Source organism: Vibrio sp. 1F279 (assembly GCF_041439815.1).
Lineage (GTDB): Bacteria > Pseudomonadota > Gammaproteobacteria > Enterobacterales > Vibrionaceae > Vibrio > Vibrio tasmaniensis_A.
Map to the genome: position 1 here is coordinate 20,552 of NZ_JBGOOU010000027.1, position 20,903 is coordinate 41,454.

Sequence of the window (20,903 nt, forward strand, 5' to 3'; positions counted from 1 at the left end):
AAAGAGTAAAAGGGTTATACATAATGATGTGTTATCTAAATTACTGAAATTATCATGACGCCCAAAGAGATCCTTAAAATTCCCAATGTCCGCTACTTCTTGATGTTTAGAAGCAGCTACTTTGCGCGTTTTTACTACCCTATATTCACCCTACTTTATTTAGATTACGGGCTAACCCTATCTCAATTCGCGATGCTCAATGTAGTGTGGGCTGCCACCATTGTGCTTGCTGAAGTACCGTCTGGCGCATTCGCCGATACCTTAGGCCGCAAGAAACTGGTGGTGCTGTCTTCGATTGTGATGTTTGTTGAGATCGCGATGATAGCGCTAGTACCAACCGGAAACCCCGACTTGGTATTCATAGTCTTTCTAATTAACCGGATTCTCAGCGGCTTAGCGATGGCACTGGCCAGCGGTGCTGACGAGGCATTGGCTTACGACACCTTAAAAGAACAAGGCAATGAAGAGTTGTGGCCGCGAGTGCTGCAAATTCAGCTTCGTGTCGCCTCAACGGTCGGTATCTTTGTCACACTAATTGGCGCGGCGATGTACGACGTGAACTTTATGGCGAACATCTTTCATTTCCTTGGACTATCTGAACCAGAAAGCACTAAAGATCTGATGCGTATTCCTGTGTTCGCCACCCTATTTGTAGCGATGATCGCCATCTATGCCGCGATTAATATGCGCGAAGAGAAAAAGGTAATGCCAAGCGACCAAATCAAATTGGCAACCACCATCGCCAGCCTTAAATTAACAGCTGACACAGGTAAGTGGGTACTTGCTACGCCTTACGTGCTGTTCATGTTGTTGTATTACAGCCTGTTCGAACACACCTCAAGAATGTTCCTAACCATGAACAGCCAATATTATCTCGCCATCGATATTCCTATTATCTACTTCGGTTTTATTGGCGCGGGGATCAGTTTGCTTAAAATCATATTGGCGGGGCAAAGCCGTAGGCTAGCAGAAAGCATGGAGCCTAAAACCTTCATTGTGGTTATGGGTTTAGCAAGCATGGCGACTTATTATTGGATCAGTTTAGGTTGGACGATTTACGGGGTTATTCCAGCACTAGTATTGATTTTTATTATCATGACGATGAACATTTTCATTAGCTACCACCTGAATAAAAAAACCGAATCACACAACCGAGCCACTGTCCTCAGCTTTAAAGGCCTGATGTTTAATCTCGGATATGGGCTGATCGGCATTTTGTACGCTTACTACTATAAACTGGTGTCTCAGGGCTACACCGAACAAGAAATAGAACAGAACCTCGCTTTCTTAGCTTCACTGTCTTCGTTTTTCTATTACTTCACCTTATTGTTCGTTTTGATTAGCGCGTTGTTCTATTTCAAAAACAAAAAACAGCCGATCTTTTGAAGAACGTACTGATACTGAATGGAGAGTAAAATGAGCCTCTGGCTATAAATAGACCATGTCGCTTCTTATCATGTGATTTTTTGTTAAGATAATCATCAAATTACATAACACATGGAAGCGTCATGTCTTTTAGTTGGATAGCTTTTACTCTTCTCGCAGCCTTCAGCCAATCTTGGCGCAATGCCTTTCAAAGCAAGTTAAGTGGCACCATGAGTGTTGCTGGTGTAACGCTGGCACGTTTTATCTGGGCTGGCCCAATCGCCTTAATTTATCTGTGCGTCCTCTATCAATGGAAGCCAGTATCCACACCTGATTTTTCGGGTGAGTTTGTTTTCTACATTATTGCAGCAGCCATTATGCAGATCCTCGCGACGGGTTTAATGGTGATGTTATTTAAGCTCGAAAACTATGCGATAGGAGCTGGCTTAGCCAAGTGTGAAGCCCCCGTATCTGCTGTGTTATCCGTATTGTTTTTTGGTACTGCTTTGACACTAACAGGTTGGGTCGGCGTGCTTATTGGCACGTTAGGCGTACTAATCATGAGTAGTTCTTCTGGTTGGCGAAGCTTGTCTCCGAAAGTGTTCTTACTAGGTATGGCGTGTAGTACCGCTTTTGCTTTAACGTCTCTTTGGGTACGTGAAGCAAGCTTGAGCATAGGGCTTCCCTTCCCCCATAGCGCTGCTTGGGTGCTGTTTCTGGTCATTACTCTTCAGACATGCATTATCTGTACGTATCTCTTTTTCAGAGAGCGAGACACGCTGCGCCAGATATTCAAGAAATCTAAACTGGTGGTGATGACAAGCCTAGCGAGTGTTATCGGTTCTCTGGGTTGGTTTAGCGCGATGTCGCTTCAAGCCGTGCCGTACGTAAAGACACTCGGGCAAGTCGAAGTGATCTTCATGGTGTTGATATCCTACTTCTGGTTAGGGCAAAGCATCGCACGCAAAGACATTGTTGCACTCATCTTACTCTCTATCGCAGCGGTCTTGGTAATGTGGCAGTGAGCTAATAATGTGACTGTAAATTGAATCGTTCGACATTGCCTATATATCCAGCAACTCTATGCCTTTTAGCTCTACCGCGCCTCGTTATGGAGCACTCGTTACTTGGTTGAATGACGACTGTCTGGCATTATGCGCCCAAGAAATCTGTGGTTATTACACAGCAAAGAATGAACGAAGGTAGTCAGTGGTAGAAAACAGCCAACAATTAAGTGACCGTTACGACGAACATGGTTACTTTGTTATCAGAAATTATTTCAATGAAGCTCAAATTGCATCGCTTAGAAAAGTCGTGCTGAAATTCCATGAATCATGGAAAGCAGACAACGAAGAGTTCTATAAAGAAGAAGCATTTAACTCGTCTTTAATTACGGGAAGCGAGTATTTGCTCGCCGACGATAGAAGCGTGCTTTTCGACTTCATCAGCTCGAAACAAGTGATGGACGTGGTTGATGCGGTGATTCCGAACAAACCGGCATTCATGAATACACAGCTGTTCTTCAACCCGGTAAATCCGCAACAAAAAGACTTCTGGCATCGTGACTGTCAATACGACTACGACGTTGATGACCAAATGAAAGTCATCATGGAAACCCAGGTATTGCATCTGCGAGTGCCCATTTTTGATGAGCCCGGTATGGAGCTTATCCCCGGCACTCACAAACGCTGGGACAATGAAGAAGAATACAACGTTCGCCAAGAAGAAAATGGTAAAGTGAGCAGCGATGATATCTCTGGTGGCAAGCAGATACCGTTAGAAGCGGGCGACTTATTGGTGTTTTCAGCGGATATGATCCACCGAGGCCGATATGGCTTGGATCGTTTGGCTTTGGATATTTTGATCTTCGATTCGGCGGCAGACTATGTCGACTACGTTGATGACGATTGTTTACCGACTCCAGCCATGCTGAGCAATATTACCGACCCAAGATTGTTTATGAACACGCTACACTTAAAATCGATGCTTTGCTCGTAAGAGATTAAAACAGTTACATCAAAAGTCACATGACTTGAAAATAATAACAAATATGTTCACATTTATTTCATAGCGCTCGCAATAAGATAGCTTCATATTCAATATTCGAGATAAGTAATATGAAAAAATTAATTACTAGCATGTCACTACTTACAGCACTTGTTTCGGGTGCTGTTTTAGCCGAAGTGAATGGTGAAGATTTTAACGAATTCCCTAAACAAGATGCTGCGCACTGCTTTGGTTGGGCGGCAGGCTTAGATAAAGACCAAGATTACGCTAAGTTTATTGTCGAGCTATCGAAAGATCGCACAGTGAGTGTCAAAGAAGATCCTTATATAATGGAAGAGTTCGGCACTGCAATGGGCTATTCAGAAGCGATGTTAGAATTTGCTGGGAAAGAAGCTGCGGATGCTAAATATAAACTAGTCTGCGATCCAATCAAACAAAGCTATGGCTTTTGATCGCGGGGTTTCACCGCAACGTCAAAGACTTGATGCAAAGGCTCCACATGGAGCCTTTAAAGTGTACTGACTCAGTCAGGCATTCCGAATAGTAAAACTTATTTATGAACCTTCGCGATTTTCATTCCATGTATCCAGAACAAATTTTAATTGAACCAGGCAACAACTCGTTCTTTCAAGCTCGCATTCTTTCTCCAAATCCAATACAAGCCTTCCTCTAGCTCTTCAACGCTCATACGACTTGGCTGATAAACCGGATGGCTACCATCGTACTTGGACCAATCTTTAGTAAGAAGTCGCCCTTCTCGCTCTAGCTGACTAAAAGACTCCGAACCGGGAAACGGAATCATGTAGTGTGGGATCACCTTATCAACCTTGATATCTTCGACGAACTTCTGCGTTTGTTTGAAGATAGAAGTGTCATGTTCATCAAAACCGAACAAAAAATCTCCCCATACTTCAATACCATGAGATCTTATCTCAGCGATGTACTCTTTCATTTTAGATGGCTTCACAAAGCCTTTTTTCTGAGCCTTTAAAGCCTCTTCAGATGGCGTTTCTATGCCTAATAATACAGCTTTGAACCCTGACTTCACCGCAGCACTAAGCAATTCGGTGTCACGAGCAATCAAGACTGTCGTTTCCCCATAGAAGCTCATGTTAAGCGGCTCAATGGCTTTAAATAGTGCCAAAGCATATTCACGGTCATGAGTGAGATTGTCGGAGTGTAACTCAACCCACTCAATACCTAATGTCTTGAGATCCGCTAACTCGCTGACGATATTTTCGATTGGCCTTTTCTGGAACTTATCAAAGAACCTTGGCACTAAACAGAAGTTACATTTAAATGGGCAACCTCTTGTCACAACTACTGACCATGTATAATTGTACGCTTCAGGATTGATGATATTTGTTGGGTATGGATTGAGCATACTGAGATCGACAGGCTCGGAGCTTTCATAAATAGGCTGTAGCGAACCAAACTCTGCGTCACGTAGTAACTGAACCCAGTAGTTCTCAACTTCTCCCATCGCCAAACAATCCGCATATACTGCCGCTTCTGAAGGGTTAAACTGAGTATGTAACCCCCCGAGTATGACTGTTTTGCCTTTTTTCTTATATTTAGAAGCTAGCTCATAAGCCCGATAAGCATCTGGAGTCGACATTAATATCACCACCAAATCAGCATCATTATAAAGGTCGGCTTTTGCACCTATCGTCTCATCAACCATATCTAACTTGTACCACTTTGGTGTCGCAGCAGCGGCGGCAAAGATGTTTTGTGGAGGTCCCCCCGTAGAGGCTTTGTATTTTGAGTAATCGCTGCCAGCAGACGCTTTAATTAAATAGATTTTCATAACGTATCCTAATTATTAAATTTTGCTTTGCTACAAAGAGCTAAAAAACTCAAAGACTCTATTGTCCATATAGAAATATACCCCTCCCATCACAAACCAACTGATGATGATTAAGGTAAACAAAACTGGATGTTCTTTTAGCTCAATACGTTCAACAAAGAAGGCTTCTTTTGCGCGAAGATTTTCCCATCCCCAAAACCAACAAAATAGCCCCCAAATCAGAAGTAGATGAAACTTAAGAGCAAACAAGGCCATGGTCAGAGCCAGCAATGTTTTCCACTTAGACATTACTTCAGGCACGTTCATCTTTCTTAACTCCCAGTTATTAAACTAGGAATCATTGTAAATAGGTGTTGGTCAACTTTTGGTTAACTAATTTCAATTTGAACAATCGATTGCCAACAACATCGATGTTAAGCAATATTACCGACCCAAGATTGTTTATGAACACGCTACACTTAAAATCAATGCAGTACTCATAATCCATAAAGGTGCCCGAACTATGACTGACACTAAGCAAAATACCCGAATTAGCCAGTTCCGTTTCGGTCAGCCAAAAGAATCTCTCAAGTTAGAACATGTCGCTTTAGGGGCACTAGACAAAGATAAAGTTCGCGTACAAATTGAAGCGACTAACATCAACCCTAGTGATCTGTTGTCGATTTATGGTGTGGGCCAATACAAACATAGCCATCAGCCGCCGAGAGTACCGGGATTTGAAGCGGTCGGAAGGGTTGTAGAGTCCAGTATTGCTGAGTTTTCAGTAAATCAGCGCGTGCTCGTGGCAACCAGTGGAACATGGCCGAACTATGTAGATGTATCACCAGATGACCTGTTCCAAATTCCTCAGCATCTAGAAAATGGCTACGCCTGCCAGTTGTACATTAATGCGCTAACCGCATGGGTGTTGACGACAGAAGTGGCTAAGCTGACCCAAGAAGATGTGTTGATCATCAACGCGGGCAGTTCAGCCATCGGTAAGATCTTCTCCCAGTTATCAGCATCACTCGGCTTCAAAATCATTGTCGTTACATCACAGCCGACACAATACCCAATCACTTCCAGTTGGGTGTTAGATGCAAACGACGATTTAGCTTCTCAAATCAAGGCATTAAGCTTGCCTATGCCAACCGTTGCTTTTGATGCGATTGGCGGATCACCCGGAACCGATCTTATCTACACCCTTGGCAACAACAGGCGCTTTATCAACTATGGCACGCTGTCGTTGGATTTTTACGAGCCACGCTTCTTTGAGTACGCGAAAAGCCAACACATCGATTTCAGCACCTTCTTCTTACGTTATTGGGAAGAAGCGGAAGGTAAAGATGTTCGCCGTGAAAAGTTCACGACTATGCTAGATCACTTCATCACAAACGATATTCAGCTCGACGTCGACCGCTACCTGCCATTCGATGAAGTGCAAACCGCGATTGATCTTATTGAATCGAAAACCACACGATTAGATGGCAAGATCATATTGCTTCCTTAGTACATCGTTGATCGCGATAACTTGCGCTCGTGTTAGGTAACCCTCCTAACACTGCGTTAAACGGGGGAGTTTAAAAAGACGTAATCACTTCAAATAAATAACGTTTGTATGTTTCGGTTTGCTCAACCCAGTTTCAAGTTTTTTCGACAGCGTTTCCGCACACATAGGTTTGGCTAAGAGATAACCTTGTCCGTAGTCACAGTCCGATTGCGCTAAGAAGCTTGACTGGACAGTTGTTTCAATTCCTTCAGCAACGACCTTAATACCTAGCTGGTGAGCCATTGAAACAACTGCAGCACATAGAGCGCGGTCATTCATATCGCACTCAAGATCATTGACAAAGCTTCGGTCAATTTTCAAACCATCAATGTTGAACTCTCGCAAGAACCCTAGTGAAGAGTATCCGGTGCCAAAATCATCTAACCAGACTTTGATCCCCATACTCCTAAGGTCGTCCAACGTTTTCTTTGCGCTTACCTTATCAAACATTAGGGTCGTTTCGGTTACTTCTATATGTAACCTTGTCACTTCAACTTGATGTTTTTGTGTTTGATATTGGAATGTTCGGAGTGCTTTATCGCCATAGAGCTGCTTTGGAGACAGGTTTATCGCAACATAAAATTCAGGAGGAAGGTGATGTCTAAAATCCCACTCCTGAATATCTTTGCAGGCTTGCATTACTATCCAATCACCAAGTGTATGAATAATATCCGTGGCTTCAGCGATAGGAATGAACTCAATAGGAGAAATATTGCCTTTTGTAGGATGATGCCAACGTATAAGGGCTTCAACTCCAACGACATGCCCTGTTTTCAGGTCAAACTTTGGTTGATATAAAAGCCTAAACTGACAAAATCATCTATCGCAGATCTAAGTTCCTTTTCGATGACTCCTCTTGCGAGTATCTTCTGTTCGATTTCTTGGTTGAAGAAACAGTACCTACCTTTACCATTCTCTTTGGCGCTGTACATTGCCATGTCCGCACTTTTAACCAAGTCTTCAGAGGTGTTTCCCGAGTCCGGATATAAAGCAACGCCAACACTCGCTCCAACCACTACCGATTCACCTACGGACCTGAGGTAAATCGGCTGTTTTAGTGAGTTCACAATATCAGAGGCAAACTTAGATACTGTATCCTGTGTCTTAACTCCTGATAAGCGAAGCAAAAACTCATCCCCCCCAACTCTTGCAATCATGCATTGAGGCTCGTCCTTTGTAGCTATTTGCCCCATTTTTTTTAGCGAGTTAGTTAATGTCTGAGCCACTTCACTTAACAGCTCATCTCCAGCTTGATGTCCAAGGTTGTCATTGACTCGTTTAAACTCGTCCAAATCGATAAAGAAAACCGCAAACACCTCTTTTGACTGTTTGCATCGATGAATACATCGTTCAAGGCATTTAATAAACTGAGAGCGATTCGGTAACTTAGTCAGCGGATCGTTATAAGCTAAAAACTCAACTTCCTCATTCCGTTGCTTGAGGCTTGAATCCATACTATCAAACGCCTGAGCAAGTTCTCCGAGTTCATCACTGCGCTGTATATTGTTTGATACTTGAAAAACCCCTTTACTGATGCGTTTCGAATGTTGTAGGAGTTGATTAATCGGACGAATCATCGTCTTAGCTAATAACATGGAAAAGAGTAAGCTCACCAAACACATGAACATTGTCAAGATTATGCTCAACACCGCGCTATAGCTTCTACTTGACTCAGTAATATCCTTGATAATGGTGTTATTTTTCTCGATATCGTCTTTCACAGCCTTTAAGGAGTAGCTCATCACTATGCCACCTAACCGAGTCTTATTCATCGTGATTGGCCGTGCAACAATCAGTGCTGATGAATTGTTTTCTGTGTAAGCTTCTTGCTTATTCAAGACATTTTCTTGCACCCTTGGCATATCCAAGTTGGAGCCATAACCGAGTACTACATCTTCTCCTGTATGAACTATCAGACCATTAGCATCAAAAACCTTTATGAATATGACATCTTTATTTTCAAAGGCAGGCTCTAAAATGGAGTTAATATTATCGATATCATAAAAATACATCGGATCAAAAAGTGCATCTGAGAGGTACTCAACCGTTTGTTCTGCTTGACTCTGAGCTTGGGAAGTAAAGTTCTCTGCAATATTCGTTGCCGTTTCTTCCAGAATTTCATCACTATAGTATGAAGATATCAGCCACTGAGACAAGGAAAGGCAGCCCATAGTCAAAACGACCATAAGCATGTTTCCGAGAACCAATTTACCTTTTAACTTCATAAGCAATAACTTCTCTAGTTAACGGGAGATGTATTCATCAACCAGTCGTTTTTGCGCTTCCGCCCAAGAAATGCTTTCTACAATCTCTGGTGTGATAGCATCAAACTTTTTCGTCTTCTTATAGGCTTTCAAAGCCTGTTTACCTTCCTCACTTTCATGAGCCGCAAGCAATACTAAGAGCATGTTTTGCTTAAGTTCGGAGGAGAGATCAGGGCGTATTAGAACTAGTGAGCGGGGAATCGCTTGAGAAGTATGGATTACCTGTAACTGTTGTTTTACCTGCTCGGGAATTTCTTTCTCCCAATCGAGATTACTAAATGCAGCTGACGCAACAATATTACGATGAACCCAGCTCATCATGTTGGATTCTCCTCCAGACTTTGAATATTCATCGGAGAAAAAATATCCCACCTTATCTTTCGGTGGATACTCTCTAGGGGGAACTTAGCTCATAGAGCTTATATCCTTGCCCAAGCAGTATCGCCGCAGGGACAAGAAACGCACTAGTAGAACCGACATCCTCAAAGACAACCGTTTTTCCACGCAGGTCACCTAGGGAGTCGACCCCGTTATTGCGTTTGGAAAAGAAGATTGAATGATATTCAGCCACACCGCCTTTCCATCGTCTTGCTAAAAGTTCAGCACCCGAATATTGCATTAATTCCTGTGCTGCAAACACCGTTTCAGAAACCAGATCTACCTGACCACTTTTTATCCAACGAGCCATTTGACGAGAGTCGCGGGCGACAACAACTTGGCCTGTTTTGATACCATCGTTAGATAGATTTTCAGCTAAGTAATCAGCAAAAGGCTGTGCACGTTTGAATGCTTTTTTTGGGTTAGAGCTAATAACCCCTATGATTATTGTTTCTTCACGCAAGGTGCTTTTCGTGTCTGCACTAGCGGATACCGTGAAAAGCGAACAAACAATTACTGCTAGCAGTAAAACGAACTGTTTACGAATGGACTGACAACTAAACATGCACGCACCAAAATGTGATATTTATCCCAATATTAAAACTATAATATTCGAAAATCATAGAATCTGCCATCTTGTATTACCGATTAGTGGTGTAAGTACACAATCGCGAATAAATTAATCTCATTACGTTAACAACAAGTTGTTATTGCGTCTTCTTGCGTGAAAATTTAGAGCAAATAGTCTCTACTCTAAGATCATAAACGTGGTCACGAACCATCTAACAACAAATTCGAAAACATCTTTGATGGCTTAAACATTCCCACCAACATCTGTATTCTCCCTCGCACTGATCTATTTCCCTCTTATCGAAGTACAAGTTATTAATAATTCGATATAAATCGCTCTATTGTTTGAAATTGTTGTCTACAGTTTCATAGAGCTTGTCGCTTCAATAATTGCCACAAGTAACGACACCTTTTGATGGTAAGTTTTGGTTATAAGGAAAGGAAATGGAAAGCCCAATTGTCACACTCAAGCACGCCAGCAAAAGCTTTGTTGATGGCAACGATACCCATCACGTGTTGGAAAATGTCGACTTCGCTTTGGCGACAGGGGCAAGCGTGGCTTTAACAGGGGCGAGTGGCAGTGGAAAGAGTACTTTACTCAACCTAATCGCGGGCTTTGAACCTCTATCTGGTGGCGAGTTGTGGCTAGATGACGAGAACACATCAGATTGGAAAGATCCACGGTGGAGCCGATTCCGCCATCAAAAACTAGGCGTTATCTTTCAACAGTTCAACTTGCTAACCCCACTCAACGTAAAACAAAACATCGCCTTCCCGCTCCATTTAAATCAACAAAAATGGAGCGACTGGTGCGATTATTTAGTTGATACATTGAGTATCAGCGAACTACTCGAAAGACACGTATCTGCACTCTCTGGCGGTCAGCAACAACGGGTGGCAATAGCGCGTGCGCTAGCCCATAAACCCAAACTATTGCTTGCCGACGAACCCACTGGCAACCTCGACCAAAAAGCAGGGTTAGAGGTTATGAAGCTGCTGAGTGAAATCACTACACAAGGCAACACAGCGGTGCTTTTGGTTACGCACAGCCCAGAATGCGCCAGCTTTATGCAGACAAAATTGGTGTTAGACGATGGTTGTTTAAGGAACGCAGATCTAACCCCAAGAGCAGCAACGTTGTGAGTCATTCAATGAAGCAAACTGGCTTCGCTCAGAACCAGCTCACACATACCAAACTGACTCTGAATCTATTCGCGGCACACTATCGTCAATCACCATTGCAAGCCGCAGCGATTCTGATCGGCATTGTGTTAGCGGTCACCTTGTTTGTCGCAGTGCAAGCCATCAACCTCAATGCCAAGCGCAGTTATGCAGAATCTACCGAACAACTTAGCGCCCAAGCGCAGAACCTTATCATTCCACCAGCAGGGCAAAACTATTTGTCGGAATCGCTCTACTTCAGCTTAAGACAAAGCGGATTAAGCGCAGCACTGCCTGTTATAGAAGGGCGAGTAAGAGACGAGCAAGGCCGACGCTGGTCAGTTCAAGGCAGTGAGCTAATCGCCGCCCTCACTTCAAGAGCTCGCCACTCTCGCATCGACGAACAAAGCAACACTCAAACCAAAGAACCAAACATTTCCCTGTTCGACAATGCCTTACCTTTGCCGCAACTCTTAGCGGGTGAACCCATTGTGATGATGAGCCAGTCGCAACACCATAACTTGGGAGGAGTAGACGCACTCACTTTGGATGAAGTGCTCACCAAAGTCGTGGTATTGCCAGATGAATGGCAGCTCGGTAGCCGAATGTTGATGGATATTGGGTTCGCTCAGCAACTGCTTAACAAGCAAGGGCAACTGAGCTACATCGCTATTTTTGACACTAAGAGCGACACGAACAGCAATGCTCAGGATAAATGGCAAAGCCTTATTGGCGAGCAAGGGCAATGGATATCCAACAACCAAAGCACGGATCTCGGTTCAATTACCGATAGCTTTCACCTCAATCTCACCGCCATGAGTTTGTTGGCGTTTTTAGTTGGCCTGTTCATCGCTTACAACGGTGTGAAGTACAGTTTGCTGAAACGTAATCGGCTGTTGGTGCAAATTCAACAAGCCGGCATTGCGCCAAGCATCGTATTTTCAGCTCTGTTAGTCGAGCTGACTCTCTTAGTCACAGTGGGCGCGTCGCTTGGTTTCATTCTCGGCATTCAACTCAGCCATTGGCTACATCCAACCGTCGCGATAACGCTTGAGCAACTTTATGGTGCGACACTGCTTCCCGGCACATGGCAGTGGCAATGGTTAGTGCAGGCACTGCTACTCACGCTGGCCGCAACGCTTGTCGCCTGTTGGCAGCACTTTAAACAGCGGGTGCGACAACCCCTCTCTTCCCATGGCGGTTTCTATCAAGCACCGGAAGTGTCTAACGAAAATCAGCTGTTTGTTATCGGGGCGGTATTAACCATTGTCGCGTTAGCAGGGTTATGGCTGAGCGAACATCATCGCTTCACCATGGCATGGCTCGGTGTGTTAGTGGTGTCGATTCCTTTGTATTTGCCCAAAACACTCAGCGTGCTAGCGAACTGGAGCGAAAAACGCACCCAATCGGGGTTAATACAATATCTGTTCGCTGAGCTGCGTGAACTTATCTCCCCTCTCTCCCTCGCCATGATGGCGTTGCTTCTCGCTGTCACCGCCAATATCGGAATGAATACCTTAGTCGGCAGCTTTGAATCCACGTTAAAGCAATGGCTTGAACAGCGCTTACATGCCGATATTTACGTTAGCCCTGCCCAAGGTGAAATCGCGAATGCGGAACGTGCGTTAGAGCAGTTTGAAAGTGTTGAAACCGTTTATAAGCAATACTATGTCGACGATAACTTACAGGGCTTGCCGACTTTGCTCGGTACCAAAGACAGAGACACACTTGAGCAAACCATGGTATTTCAATCCCACCTTGATGATTTCTGGACGCGCTTTTACCAAGGTGAATTCGTAGCGATCAGCGAACCTACGGCAGTGAAGCTCGGCTTGTCCCTTGGAAGCCGACTCAAGCTCGACTCGATCCAAGACAAAACACTCATCGTCGGGGCGATTTTCCATGATTACGGCTCACCGAATGGCGAAGTGTTGCTTGCACCTAGTTTATGGCTCGAAAGCGGATTTACTGACTTACCCACCAGCTTGGGAATCAAAGTCTCTGGCGACCCACAAGTGGTGTACGAACAGCTACGCCAACAACTCAATTTGCACCCTAGCCAGCTTTACGATCAAGCGCAGATCAAATCGATCGCTTTAGATATCTTCTCACAAACCTTTGCCATCACTCGGGCGCTTAATGGCGTCACTTTAATGGTGGCGGTGATAGGGTTGTTCTGCGCCTGTTTCATGTTGCTCGATGCACGCAAAGCCGCTATTGCAAGGTTGTACGCGCTCGGTGTTAGTCAGCGAAAATTGATGGCGATTGTGGTCGGGCAAATCGTAGTTCTGGTCGCCTTCACTCTGGTTATCGCTTTACCACTCGGCGCTATGGTCGGTTATGTATTGACGGACATCGTCACCCTGCGCGCCTTTGGTTGGAGCTTAAATTACGTATGGAATTGGAGTGATGCACTCAGCATCGCAGCCATCACCATTTTAGTGGCTGTGTTTGCGACCTTGATTCCACTGTGGCGTTTGGTCAGTAAACCCGTGGTATCCAGTTTGCAAAGTAAGGTGTTGTGATGAATCGATCAATGAGAGTTTTCGTTCTCACACTTGGCATCTTGCTCCTTTTAGGGTGTGAGGACTCAACTCAACCATCAGCTCAAAATATGGGTTCGATACTTGGCGCAGAAACACAAACCGAGAATGAAACGGCAATCGATCAAGCGCAATTTTCTCCGGTAGTAAAAGGTATCGAGATCACCTTCCCTGCCGACCATCAAGCACACCCTAATTTTCGTCATGAATGGTGGTACTTAACCGCAAACTTAATTGATGAAGACGGCAATGCGTTAGGCGTGCAGTGGACACAATTCCGCTTCGCGGCTGCACCACTGGAAAATGGCAATAGCACTAAGGAAACTACGTGGCAAAGTCAGCAAATCTACATGGCACACAGCGCAGTCACCACTAAAGATAAGCACTACGCCGATGAAAAGTGGTCACGTGACCAAGCTGAACTGGCGGGTGTCAGCACTTCCCCATTTCGTGTCTATCTTGATGACTGGCAATGGAACTCTTCAAGCGATGATCTATTCCCCGCAACCTTGGAGGCTAATTCAGATCAGTTTGGCTACTCGCTTAAGTTAACCAGCAACGCGCCTTATCAAAAGCAAGGCGTACAAGGCTACAGCACTAAAAGTAGCGATGGCAAAGTGGCTTCCTACTACTACAGCCAACCATTCATTAATGTATCGGGCGAGGTAACTATTGATGGAGTAACCCATCTGGTTTCTGGCAAAGGTTGGATAGACAGAGAATGGAGCTCTCAGTTTTTACTCGACTCGCAACAAGGTTGGGATTGGTTTGCGCTAAGGCTGAGTGATGAAACCAGCTTGGTGGTATTTCAACTTCGAAACTCAACAACAGGCAAAGCCAGTTATTCCCATGCAAGGCTGATGAAAAAAAATGGCTCTGGCATCGTGATTAAGCAGCAAGACATCCGCTTAACAGCCATCAAGCAAACTGAAATCGATGGGCGTGACTACCCAACAGAGTGGCAAATTTCGATTCCAAGCCAGCAAATAGAACTGACCATCTCGGCACTCAATCCAAATGCCAAAATGCCGCTGTCTGTTCCATATTGGGAAGGGCCAATCGTTATTGAAGGAACACACTCTGGTACGGGCTATATGGAGTTGACTGGGTACTAAGCATACCGGCACGAACACCATTACGATCCAAAGCTTTTGCTATACCGAAAATTTTACTATCGTGGATATAACTTTGTAGTTCTCGACTTAATTCATTGTTTTATCGAGGATAAAATGTGAAACCCATCGCAATACAACCCCTATTTCAAATACAACGATGTTTAAAGAGTAATACCCTAAGAACCTTCGCTAAGGCAAAGTCATATATTTCGAGAATATTGTTATTGTGCTAATGGACACTTATTTTTCTTACAAGACAAATAACGATAAAACGGAGCTCACAACAAATGAAAGCATCACTTAAATTTATCACTCTTTTGATCTTGGTTATTTCAATTCTAGGGTGTGAAGATAAGAACGACGTCTATGCTAACCCTCCGAGCCATCTATTAGAGCAACTAGAAGCATACTTCCCACTGTCTATTAAGTACGTAAGAAAAAATGAACAAATAGCACTAACCCAAGGTATCCCTTTACTACCTCAATACGTTGAAATTGCACATAAGATTGGCATCAAATATCCTGAAAAAATCCGCGTACATTATGCCGATTCAATTCCTTTGCCTGAAAATGAATCGTTGCTATTTCAAATGCAACGTTTGGGGCTTGACTCTCCTTACTTTACGGGTTCAACATTTGGTTATGGCATTTGGATCGCTAACAAAGCAAAAGGTGACAAATTACTACTTTCTCATGAATTGATTCATGTAAAACAAGTCGAAGACTTGGGGCTTGAAGCATTTACTAAAAAATATTTATTGCAACTAGCCATCTTTGGTTACGTTGAAGCACCGATAGAAATCGAAGCTTATGAAAATGCAGGTAAATACTTATAACCGTATTCATTATTAAACTACTTATAAATCGATTCAACGGACTCCAATAGCACTTTGTAATGGTTAGCTTTTTTGGTTAGAGTGCTCGCATATTTTTTGCGTATATAACGTTTACGCATATAGCTTCGCCGTATAGTTTCAACAAATTGACAAGGCATTAGGTGATCGAGAGAATTATGAGTGACTACCAACTGACTGTGATTAGCCAAGTTTGGGTTTTATTAGCCTTCTATCCCATGGTTTCTTATCTCTACTACTTAAATTCCAGGTCGATTGCTCAATCTGCTCACGGCCTATTATCCTTAGTTGGATTTTTTTATGCTGTTGTTGCATGCGAATTTACTCAGTTTGACCCTCTGTATTATTGGTATTGGCCTATTGGTCTGTTTTTTGTCCTATCGTTACTTTCAACAATCTACTCATTTAAAGCCTTTAAAGGGAAGAAATTAGTGCATCTCATTCATGTGGTTACTATCCTCTCGAATGTACTGACCAGTTTTGTTTCGTTAATGGCGGTAGCCCATGATTGGATATAAGCGCCAAACAAATATTTAAGATTTCGAAGGTCTTGCCAAGCGACGGCTTGCCAATCCACTCGTGATATGAAAAAGCCATCACGAGGATGGCTATTAACGATTATAGATTGCAGAGGCACACCTTCATAACGCTCGTCTAAACGCTATTTAGTCAAATCGGCTTTGATCTGATCAACTTGATTCGCCAAAGAAGTATCTTGGAAATATTCACTGTGTGTTTTTCCTAAGTACAATTTCTTATTTGCTACTCGTTGATCCAACTTGTCTTTAACAATAGTGCCTTGTGCCAACTTATTGTTTAACTCAAGCGCAATTGCGGAGCTGTCTGAGACTATACTTCCTTTTGTATCGTAGTAACGAACTTGGCTGATATTCGCATCAAATGGGTCACAGTAAGCCGCTCCCAAATCACCATTTTCAATAATGCTGCTGTATTGTGCTTCGCTAATAGGCGTCTCTTTGTTTAGTACGAACTGGCTCCCTCGTACACACCAATTAATTCTTGTTCCAACACCAGGGAAGTATGCCGAAATCAAGTTAACTGCATAGTATGTATCTGGGGCTGACTGGTTTAATTTTGCATATCTATCAATCACCTTACCGCCAACAACTTGGAACTCAACTTCGCCATTGTCATAAGACTCAAAGAAATAGCTATTTCTAAACATCTTGCTGAAATTGACGTTATCAACAAAGCGCCCATTGTCGGATGTGAAGCTTTTCAGTTGCTGCTTGTGTTGAATGCTACCTGTTGTAATGTTGGTCACTAAACCAACCACTGTGTTTTTCGCAGCGTCGCTTTGCCAAGCCGTATAGTTACTTATATCTTGTTGAGGTGTGTTTGTCGTAGCATCGGCATCTACACTGTACTTGTAGCTAAGCTCGGTAATGTCTTGGCCTACTTTATTGACCTTGGCATATGACTTGTAACGACGCGCTTCACAATCTTGAAAATTTGCATCGTAGTAGAAATAACTGATCCAATCTTTAGCTTCGATAGCTTCGGTGGTGTGGGCAGAGTAATCGACAATTCCGTTTGCGCCATAAACACCATAAAAACCTTTGAGATCTTTTTGCTGCTTAGATGAAAGCTCTTCATTAAATTCATCGTCCCAACCAATACTATAAATATTAAATAGGTTTAGAGACTTGATACACTCTTTGATATCAGTATTACCTATAGCATTAGCTGTATACATGACGGGACTACTATAAGAGTTTTTTGCAACGTCATCTTTTGGATCTGCAACACTTCCTGATGCCGGGGTTATGGACATTTGAGGAACTACGGTTTTAGTCTTTTTAGGTGGTGGCGCAGCGCTATCGCTACCACCACCGCATGCAGAAAGTGTTACAGCTAATACTGATATCGTTGGGATAATAAATTTCAAATTTTTCCTCGGCATTTTGAGCAAGTGATTATATAAATGATCACTCAAATACGATCAAAAAACTAAATGCTTATATAACCAAATTCAAACCATTGACGAAACAGACGTGTACGTCCGCTATCAACACCGAATTTAATCTTTTAATAACAAAAACTTAAATATAAAAAGGGAAACATCAATTATTAATACATCGGATGAAAGAAACCAATCACAACAAACGGTTCTTATACTGTTCTGGCGTTTGGTTCGCGTAACGTTTGAACATGGTGATAAATGGACTTGCTTGGTTATAACCCAATGTAAGGGCGACCTCTTTAACCGATTGGCCGTTTCTCAACAAGTCCATAGAGTATAGGTAGCGCACTCGCAGTCGCCACTCGGTAAAGCTCATACCAAGCTCCGTCTGGCAATGACGAGAAAGGGTCCTTTCTGTGGTGTGGACACGTTCAGCCCAATCTTTCAGCGTCACTTCATCGGTTGGGTTCTCTTCAACAGAAGCCAATATAGGCGCTAGGTACTTATTGTCGGTCGAAGGCAAGAAGTGGTGTTCAACCTCACGCTGCGCAAGTTGGTCAAGCAGTACCTGAACGAGCCTTTGATCTTGCTCTGTTTCCGCAACATTTATCCCACGATCGCGAAAATCATCGATGATAGAAGACACAATCGGCGTGATCTTTATAAGGCTGGTTTTATCTGGCAGGTGTTGCGTGAGTTCTGGGGCGATATTTAGCGAGCAGTAGTCCAAAGGCTTACGGTTATAACTGCAGTGCATCACCCCGGCCGGTACCCAAATCGCTAGATGTGGTGGCGCTAGAAATCGAGTGCTTTCCGCTTCCATCTCTAATATACCGCCACTGATCAATTGAACCTGTCCCCATGAGTGGCTATGAACTCGGGTTTCAGTGTTCGAAAGAAACGCTTCAAAATTCATAAATACGTTGGATGGTGCCTTGTCAATTGATAAGGATGGATGAAGGTTTCTGGAGTGTTTTTTCAAACTTGTCTTCCTATCGCGCCTGATGTCTTTATAAAGATACTTGTAAGTATAACGACCTGTCAAACTAGCCGCATCAACTCATTCGCCACGGAATTCACATGCATTATCTCTTACCATTTTTTACAGTCTGTATCTGGGGCGCCAATGCAATCGTCAACAAGCTTGCTGCAAGCACCATAGAACCTAGCGCGATGAGTTTTTACCGTTGGTTTTTTGCGATGTTAATTCTCACGCCTTTCTGTATTCGCCCAGTAATGAAACAGTGGGCGGTCATTAAACCAAACCTATCAAAATTAGCGTTCCTCGGCTTTTTGGGCATGGTGTTGAACCAATCTCTAGGTTATTACGCGGGCTTAACCACAACCGCTTCTAACATGGCACTGATCACTTCTTTGGTTCCATTGATCAGTGTGTTTTTAAGCGTCCCTCTGTTGCACAAGTCGATTTCTAGTTTGAGTATTGTGGGCGGTGTGTTGTCACTGTCAGGCTTAGCTCTGATGTTAGGTAAAGGCGACCCGTTATTCTTCATGCATCAAGAATTGACTCAAGGCGATGGCTATATGTTAATTGCGGCCTTTGTTTATGCGTCTTACTGTGTGTTATTGAAACGCTGGAAAATGCCAATCAGTAGCTGGGTGGTGATTTACATTCAGGGACTGTTTGCTGTCGCGATGCTTACGCCACTTTGGCTTACCAGCGAACAGCTTTTACCACCGCAACAAGCGATCCCATTGATAGCTTACGCCGCGGTGGCCGCTTCAATTTTAGCGCCTTGGATGTGGGTGAAGGCGATTGACACCATTGGTGCTGACTCAAGCGCGATGTTTATGAATTTGATGCCAGTTATCGCGATTGTATTAGCTTCCACCTGGCTGGGCGAAAAGATTAACCAGTTCCACATCATTGGTGGTGTGATGGTGATTTCCGGTGTCATCCTTGCTCAAATCAAAAGAAAACCAAGGCTTGAGGCTCCCTTACCTCAGCAAAACTAACCCCGCTTAACCTGCGACAATGCCCCATTCCATTTTCCACTCAGTACCTGCCTCGTTAGCAGGTACTGTTGTTTATTGTCGATTTCTCGATTCATGCTCTCTGATTTTATTTTTCGTTCATGAAGCTTTTAAGTACGCTTAATAATGGTGTTTACTATTGCAATATCTCAGCAACTTCCGTTTAATGCACTAAGTACGGTTTAATTATTCAAAGCGTTAGAATAACTCTCCAGAAAGCAGGTAACTGTTGCTCTAATCGCTCTCCTATGGTCACACGGCTCATGTAACCCAGGTCACTATGAGCCATTTAGAAAAGTTATAGCAACGAAAGAACCGTCTAGTTACTTTGGTTTATACAAAAGTGAATACTTTAAAATTGATACCAATTTAGTTTTAACACCTTAACTCCCCGACAAATACAGATTATTACTGCAAAATGCATTAAAAGAATTTTCTAGCAATAATAAGAAAGGAAATATCTACGCGAAGGTTCTATACTTTCCGAACAGAAAGTGAGCTGATAAGAAAACAAATCTAACTATCGTTTTGGGATTAATTAAGATACCATCACTTTAACTAAACCAGATAAGCGACGGTTAGTTGGCTAACTCAAAAAGGTACCGACATGAGTACCACACGGCTTAGAAACACCTAGCATTCCGCTAGGTGTTTTTTTTTCAATCGACCCTTCCGCCAACTTGCTCGATAGAGTACTCCTCTGTTGGAGCGTCACGTCCACCTCCTTTAAACATCAATAGTCATCAACTCGCCATCTGTTTTAAAAAATAGTCTTGTTCGTGAGATTATCCGCTTTAATTTATGTCATCTTAAGTATATTGTTATTAGCAAGTAACGAGCATGTTATTCAGAACAATAATAATGAAGGAAGATAGATGAGCAGTCACAATAGCCGACAAGATGGTAAACGAGACGTTACTCTGCGTTTTTTAGCTGAACCCGGGGATGTGAACTTTGGTGGTAAAGTTCATGGTGGTGCCGTAATGAAATGGGTCGATTTAGCGGCTTACGCTTGTTCTGCTGGATGGAGTGGTAAGTACTGTATTACCGCTTACGCTGGTGGTATTCGATTCGTTGCTCCAATCCATGTGGGTAACCTTGTTGAAGTAAGTGCGAAGGTCATTTATACAGGGTCATCTTCTATGCACATCGCTATCGATGTTCAAGCCAGCGACCCAAAAGAACTCAACAACCGCCTAACGACTCACTGTATCGTTATTATGGTCGCTGTTGATGAAAATGGTAACCCGACTAAAGTGCCAGAATGGGTACCAGAAACATCAGAAGACATCGAATTAAGAGATTCGGCTATTCGTCTAATGAACATGCGAAAACAGATCGGTGAAGAGATGGAAGCACACGTAAAGTATCTTAAATAGGCGCCACTAGCAG

At 43.3% G+C, this 20,903-nt stretch carries 20 protein-coding genes; 12 read left to right on the forward strand and 8 right to left on the reverse strand.

Features of this window, described 5'->3' with window-relative positions; translation table 11 throughout:
- Positions 1 to 54: 54 nt before the first annotated feature.
- The 4 genes from ACED60_RS17985 (at position 55) to ACED60_RS18000 (ending at position 3,824) form a co-directional block, all read left to right on the forward strand.
- On the forward strand, positions 55 to 1,386 hold the full coding sequence (locus ACED60_RS17985) for an MFS transporter (RefSeq protein ID WP_371728121.1): 1,332 nt from the start codon (positions 55 to 57) through the stop codon (positions 1,384 to 1,386).
- Positions 1,387 to 1,508: 122 nt separating this feature from the next.
- Positions 1,509 to 2,390: a multidrug transporter gene (locus ACED60_RS17990; RefSeq protein ID WP_371728122.1), complete on the forward strand. Its 882-nt coding sequence runs from the start codon at positions 1,509 to 1,511 to the stop codon at positions 2,388 to 2,390.
- A 184-nt stretch (positions 2,391 to 2,574) separates the two neighbouring features.
- Positions 2,575 to 3,363 (forward strand): phytanoyl-CoA dioxygenase family protein, encoded by a 789-nt coding sequence (locus tag ACED60_RS17995; protein WP_371728123.1) that lies wholly within the window; start codon positions 2,575 to 2,577, stop codon positions 3,361 to 3,363.
- Positions 3,364 to 3,482: 119 nt separating this feature from the next.
- Positions 3,483 to 3,824, forward strand: a complete 342-nt coding sequence (locus ACED60_RS18000; protein ID WP_017085371.1) for a hypothetical protein — start codon at positions 3,483 to 3,485, stop codon at positions 3,822 to 3,824.
- Between the two features lie 146 nt (positions 3,825 to 3,970).
- On the opposite strand, the gene ACED60_RS18005 is transcribed toward ACED60_RS18000, so the two are convergent.
- Both ACED60_RS18005 and ACED60_RS18010 read right to left on the reverse strand, forming a co-directional pair.
- On the reverse strand, positions 3,971 to 5,182 hold the full coding sequence (locus ACED60_RS18005) for a radical SAM protein (RefSeq protein WP_371728124.1): 1,212 nt from the start codon (positions 5,180 to 5,182) through the stop codon (positions 3,971 to 3,973).
- Positions 5,183 to 5,212: 30 nt separating this feature from the next.
- Positions 5,213 to 5,488 carry a hypothetical protein gene (locus ACED60_RS18010; RefSeq protein ID WP_009845795.1) on the reverse strand — a complete coding sequence of 92 codons (276 nt, stop codon included), beginning with the start codon at positions 5,486 to 5,488 and terminating at the stop codon, positions 5,213 to 5,215.
- 196 nt (positions 5,489 to 5,684) lie between these two features.
- Here ACED60_RS18010 and ACED60_RS18015 point away from each other — a divergent pair, with 196 nt between their 5' ends.
- Positions 5,685 to 6,671 carry a zinc-dependent alcohol dehydrogenase family protein gene (locus ACED60_RS18015; RefSeq protein WP_371728125.1) on the forward strand — a complete coding sequence of 329 codons (987 nt, stop codon included), beginning with the start codon at positions 5,685 to 5,687 and terminating at the stop codon, positions 6,669 to 6,671.
- 84 nt (positions 6,672 to 6,755) lie between these two features.
- On the opposite strand, the gene ACED60_RS18020 is transcribed toward ACED60_RS18015, so the two are convergent.
- From ACED60_RS18020 to ACED60_RS18035, 4 genes are all read right to left on the reverse strand, one after another.
- A complete protein-coding gene (locus ACED60_RS18020; protein WP_371728139.1) occupies positions 6,756 to 7,487 on the reverse strand; it encodes a putative bifunctional diguanylate cyclase/phosphodiesterase in 732 nt (243 codons plus the stop codon).
- Positions 7,484 to 8,935 (reverse strand): diguanylate cyclase domain-containing protein, encoded by a 1,452-nt coding sequence (locus tag ACED60_RS18025; protein ID WP_371728126.1) that lies wholly within the window; start codon positions 8,933 to 8,935, stop codon positions 7,484 to 7,486. The genes ACED60_RS18020 and ACED60_RS18025 overlap by 4 nt, the downstream gene beginning before the upstream one ends.
- A gap of 18 nt (positions 8,936 to 8,953) precedes the next feature.
- Entirely contained in the window at positions 8,954 to 9,295 is a 342-nt protein-coding gene (locus ACED60_RS18030; RefSeq protein ID WP_371728127.1) for a PhnD/SsuA/transferrin family substrate-binding protein, read from the reverse strand.
- Positions 9,296 to 9,368: 73 nt separating this feature from the next.
- The gene (locus tag ACED60_RS18035) at positions 9,369 to 9,917 is read right to left on the reverse strand and encodes a PhnD/SsuA/transferrin family substrate-binding protein (protein ID WP_371728128.1); all 549 of its coding nucleotides are present in this window, start codon (positions 9,915 to 9,917) and stop codon (positions 9,369 to 9,371) included.
- A gap of 449 nt (positions 9,918 to 10,366) precedes the next feature.
- Between ACED60_RS18035 and ACED60_RS18040 the strand changes: the two genes are divergently transcribed.
- The 5 genes from ACED60_RS18040 (at position 10,367) to ACED60_RS18060 (ending at position 16,113) form a co-directional block, all read left to right on the forward strand.
- On the forward strand, positions 10,367 to 11,065 hold the full coding sequence (locus tag ACED60_RS18040; protein ID WP_371728129.1) for an ABC transporter ATP-binding protein: 699 nt from the start codon (positions 10,367 to 10,369) through the stop codon (positions 11,063 to 11,065).
- An 8-nt stretch (positions 11,066 to 11,073) separates the two neighbouring features.
- Complete coding sequence (locus ACED60_RS18045; protein ID WP_371728130.1) at positions 11,074 to 13,608, forward strand: ABC transporter permease; 2,535 nt, start codon at positions 11,074 to 11,076, stop codon at positions 13,606 to 13,608.
- The gene (locus tag ACED60_RS18050) at positions 13,608 to 14,741 is read left to right on the forward strand and encodes a lipocalin-like domain-containing protein (RefSeq protein WP_371728131.1); all 1,134 of its coding nucleotides are present in this window, start codon (positions 13,608 to 13,610) and stop codon (positions 14,739 to 14,741) included. The genes ACED60_RS18045 and ACED60_RS18050 overlap by 1 nt, the downstream gene beginning before the upstream one ends.
- Before the next feature lie 287 nt (positions 14,742 to 15,028).
- Positions 15,029 to 15,577 carry a hypothetical protein gene (locus ACED60_RS18055; protein WP_017096225.1) on the forward strand — a complete coding sequence of 183 codons (549 nt, stop codon included), beginning with the start codon at positions 15,029 to 15,031 and terminating at the stop codon, positions 15,575 to 15,577.
- Positions 15,578 to 15,753: 176 nt separating this feature from the next.
- A complete protein-coding gene (locus ACED60_RS18060) occupies positions 15,754 to 16,113 on the forward strand; it encodes a hypothetical protein (protein ID WP_017096226.1) in 360 nt (119 codons plus the stop codon).
- A gap of 143 nt (positions 16,114 to 16,256) precedes the next feature.
- Here the strand turns inward: ACED60_RS18060 and ACED60_RS18065 are convergent, their stop codons facing one another.
- Positions 16,257 to 17,504 (reverse strand): hypothetical protein, encoded by a 1,248-nt coding sequence (locus tag ACED60_RS18065; RefSeq protein ID WP_371728132.1) that lies wholly within the window; start codon positions 17,502 to 17,504, stop codon positions 16,257 to 16,259.
- 208 nt (positions 17,505 to 17,712) lie between these two features.
- The gene (locus tag ACED60_RS18070) at positions 17,713 to 18,501 is read right to left on the reverse strand and encodes a helix-turn-helix domain-containing protein (RefSeq protein WP_012600208.1); all 789 of its coding nucleotides are present in this window, start codon (positions 18,499 to 18,501) and stop codon (positions 17,713 to 17,715) included.
- 98 nt (positions 18,502 to 18,599) lie between these two features.
- Between ACED60_RS18070 and ACED60_RS18075 the strand changes: the two genes are divergently transcribed.
- Entirely contained in the window at positions 18,600 to 19,493 is an 894-nt protein-coding gene (locus ACED60_RS18075; RefSeq protein ID WP_012600207.1) for a DMT family transporter, read from the forward strand.
- 893 nt (positions 19,494 to 20,386) lie between these two features.
- Positions 20,387 to 20,890 (forward strand): acyl-CoA thioesterase, encoded by a 504-nt coding sequence (locus ACED60_RS18080; RefSeq protein WP_012600206.1) that lies wholly within the window; start codon positions 20,387 to 20,389, stop codon positions 20,888 to 20,890.
- Positions 20,891 to 20,903: the final 13 nt, after the last annotated feature.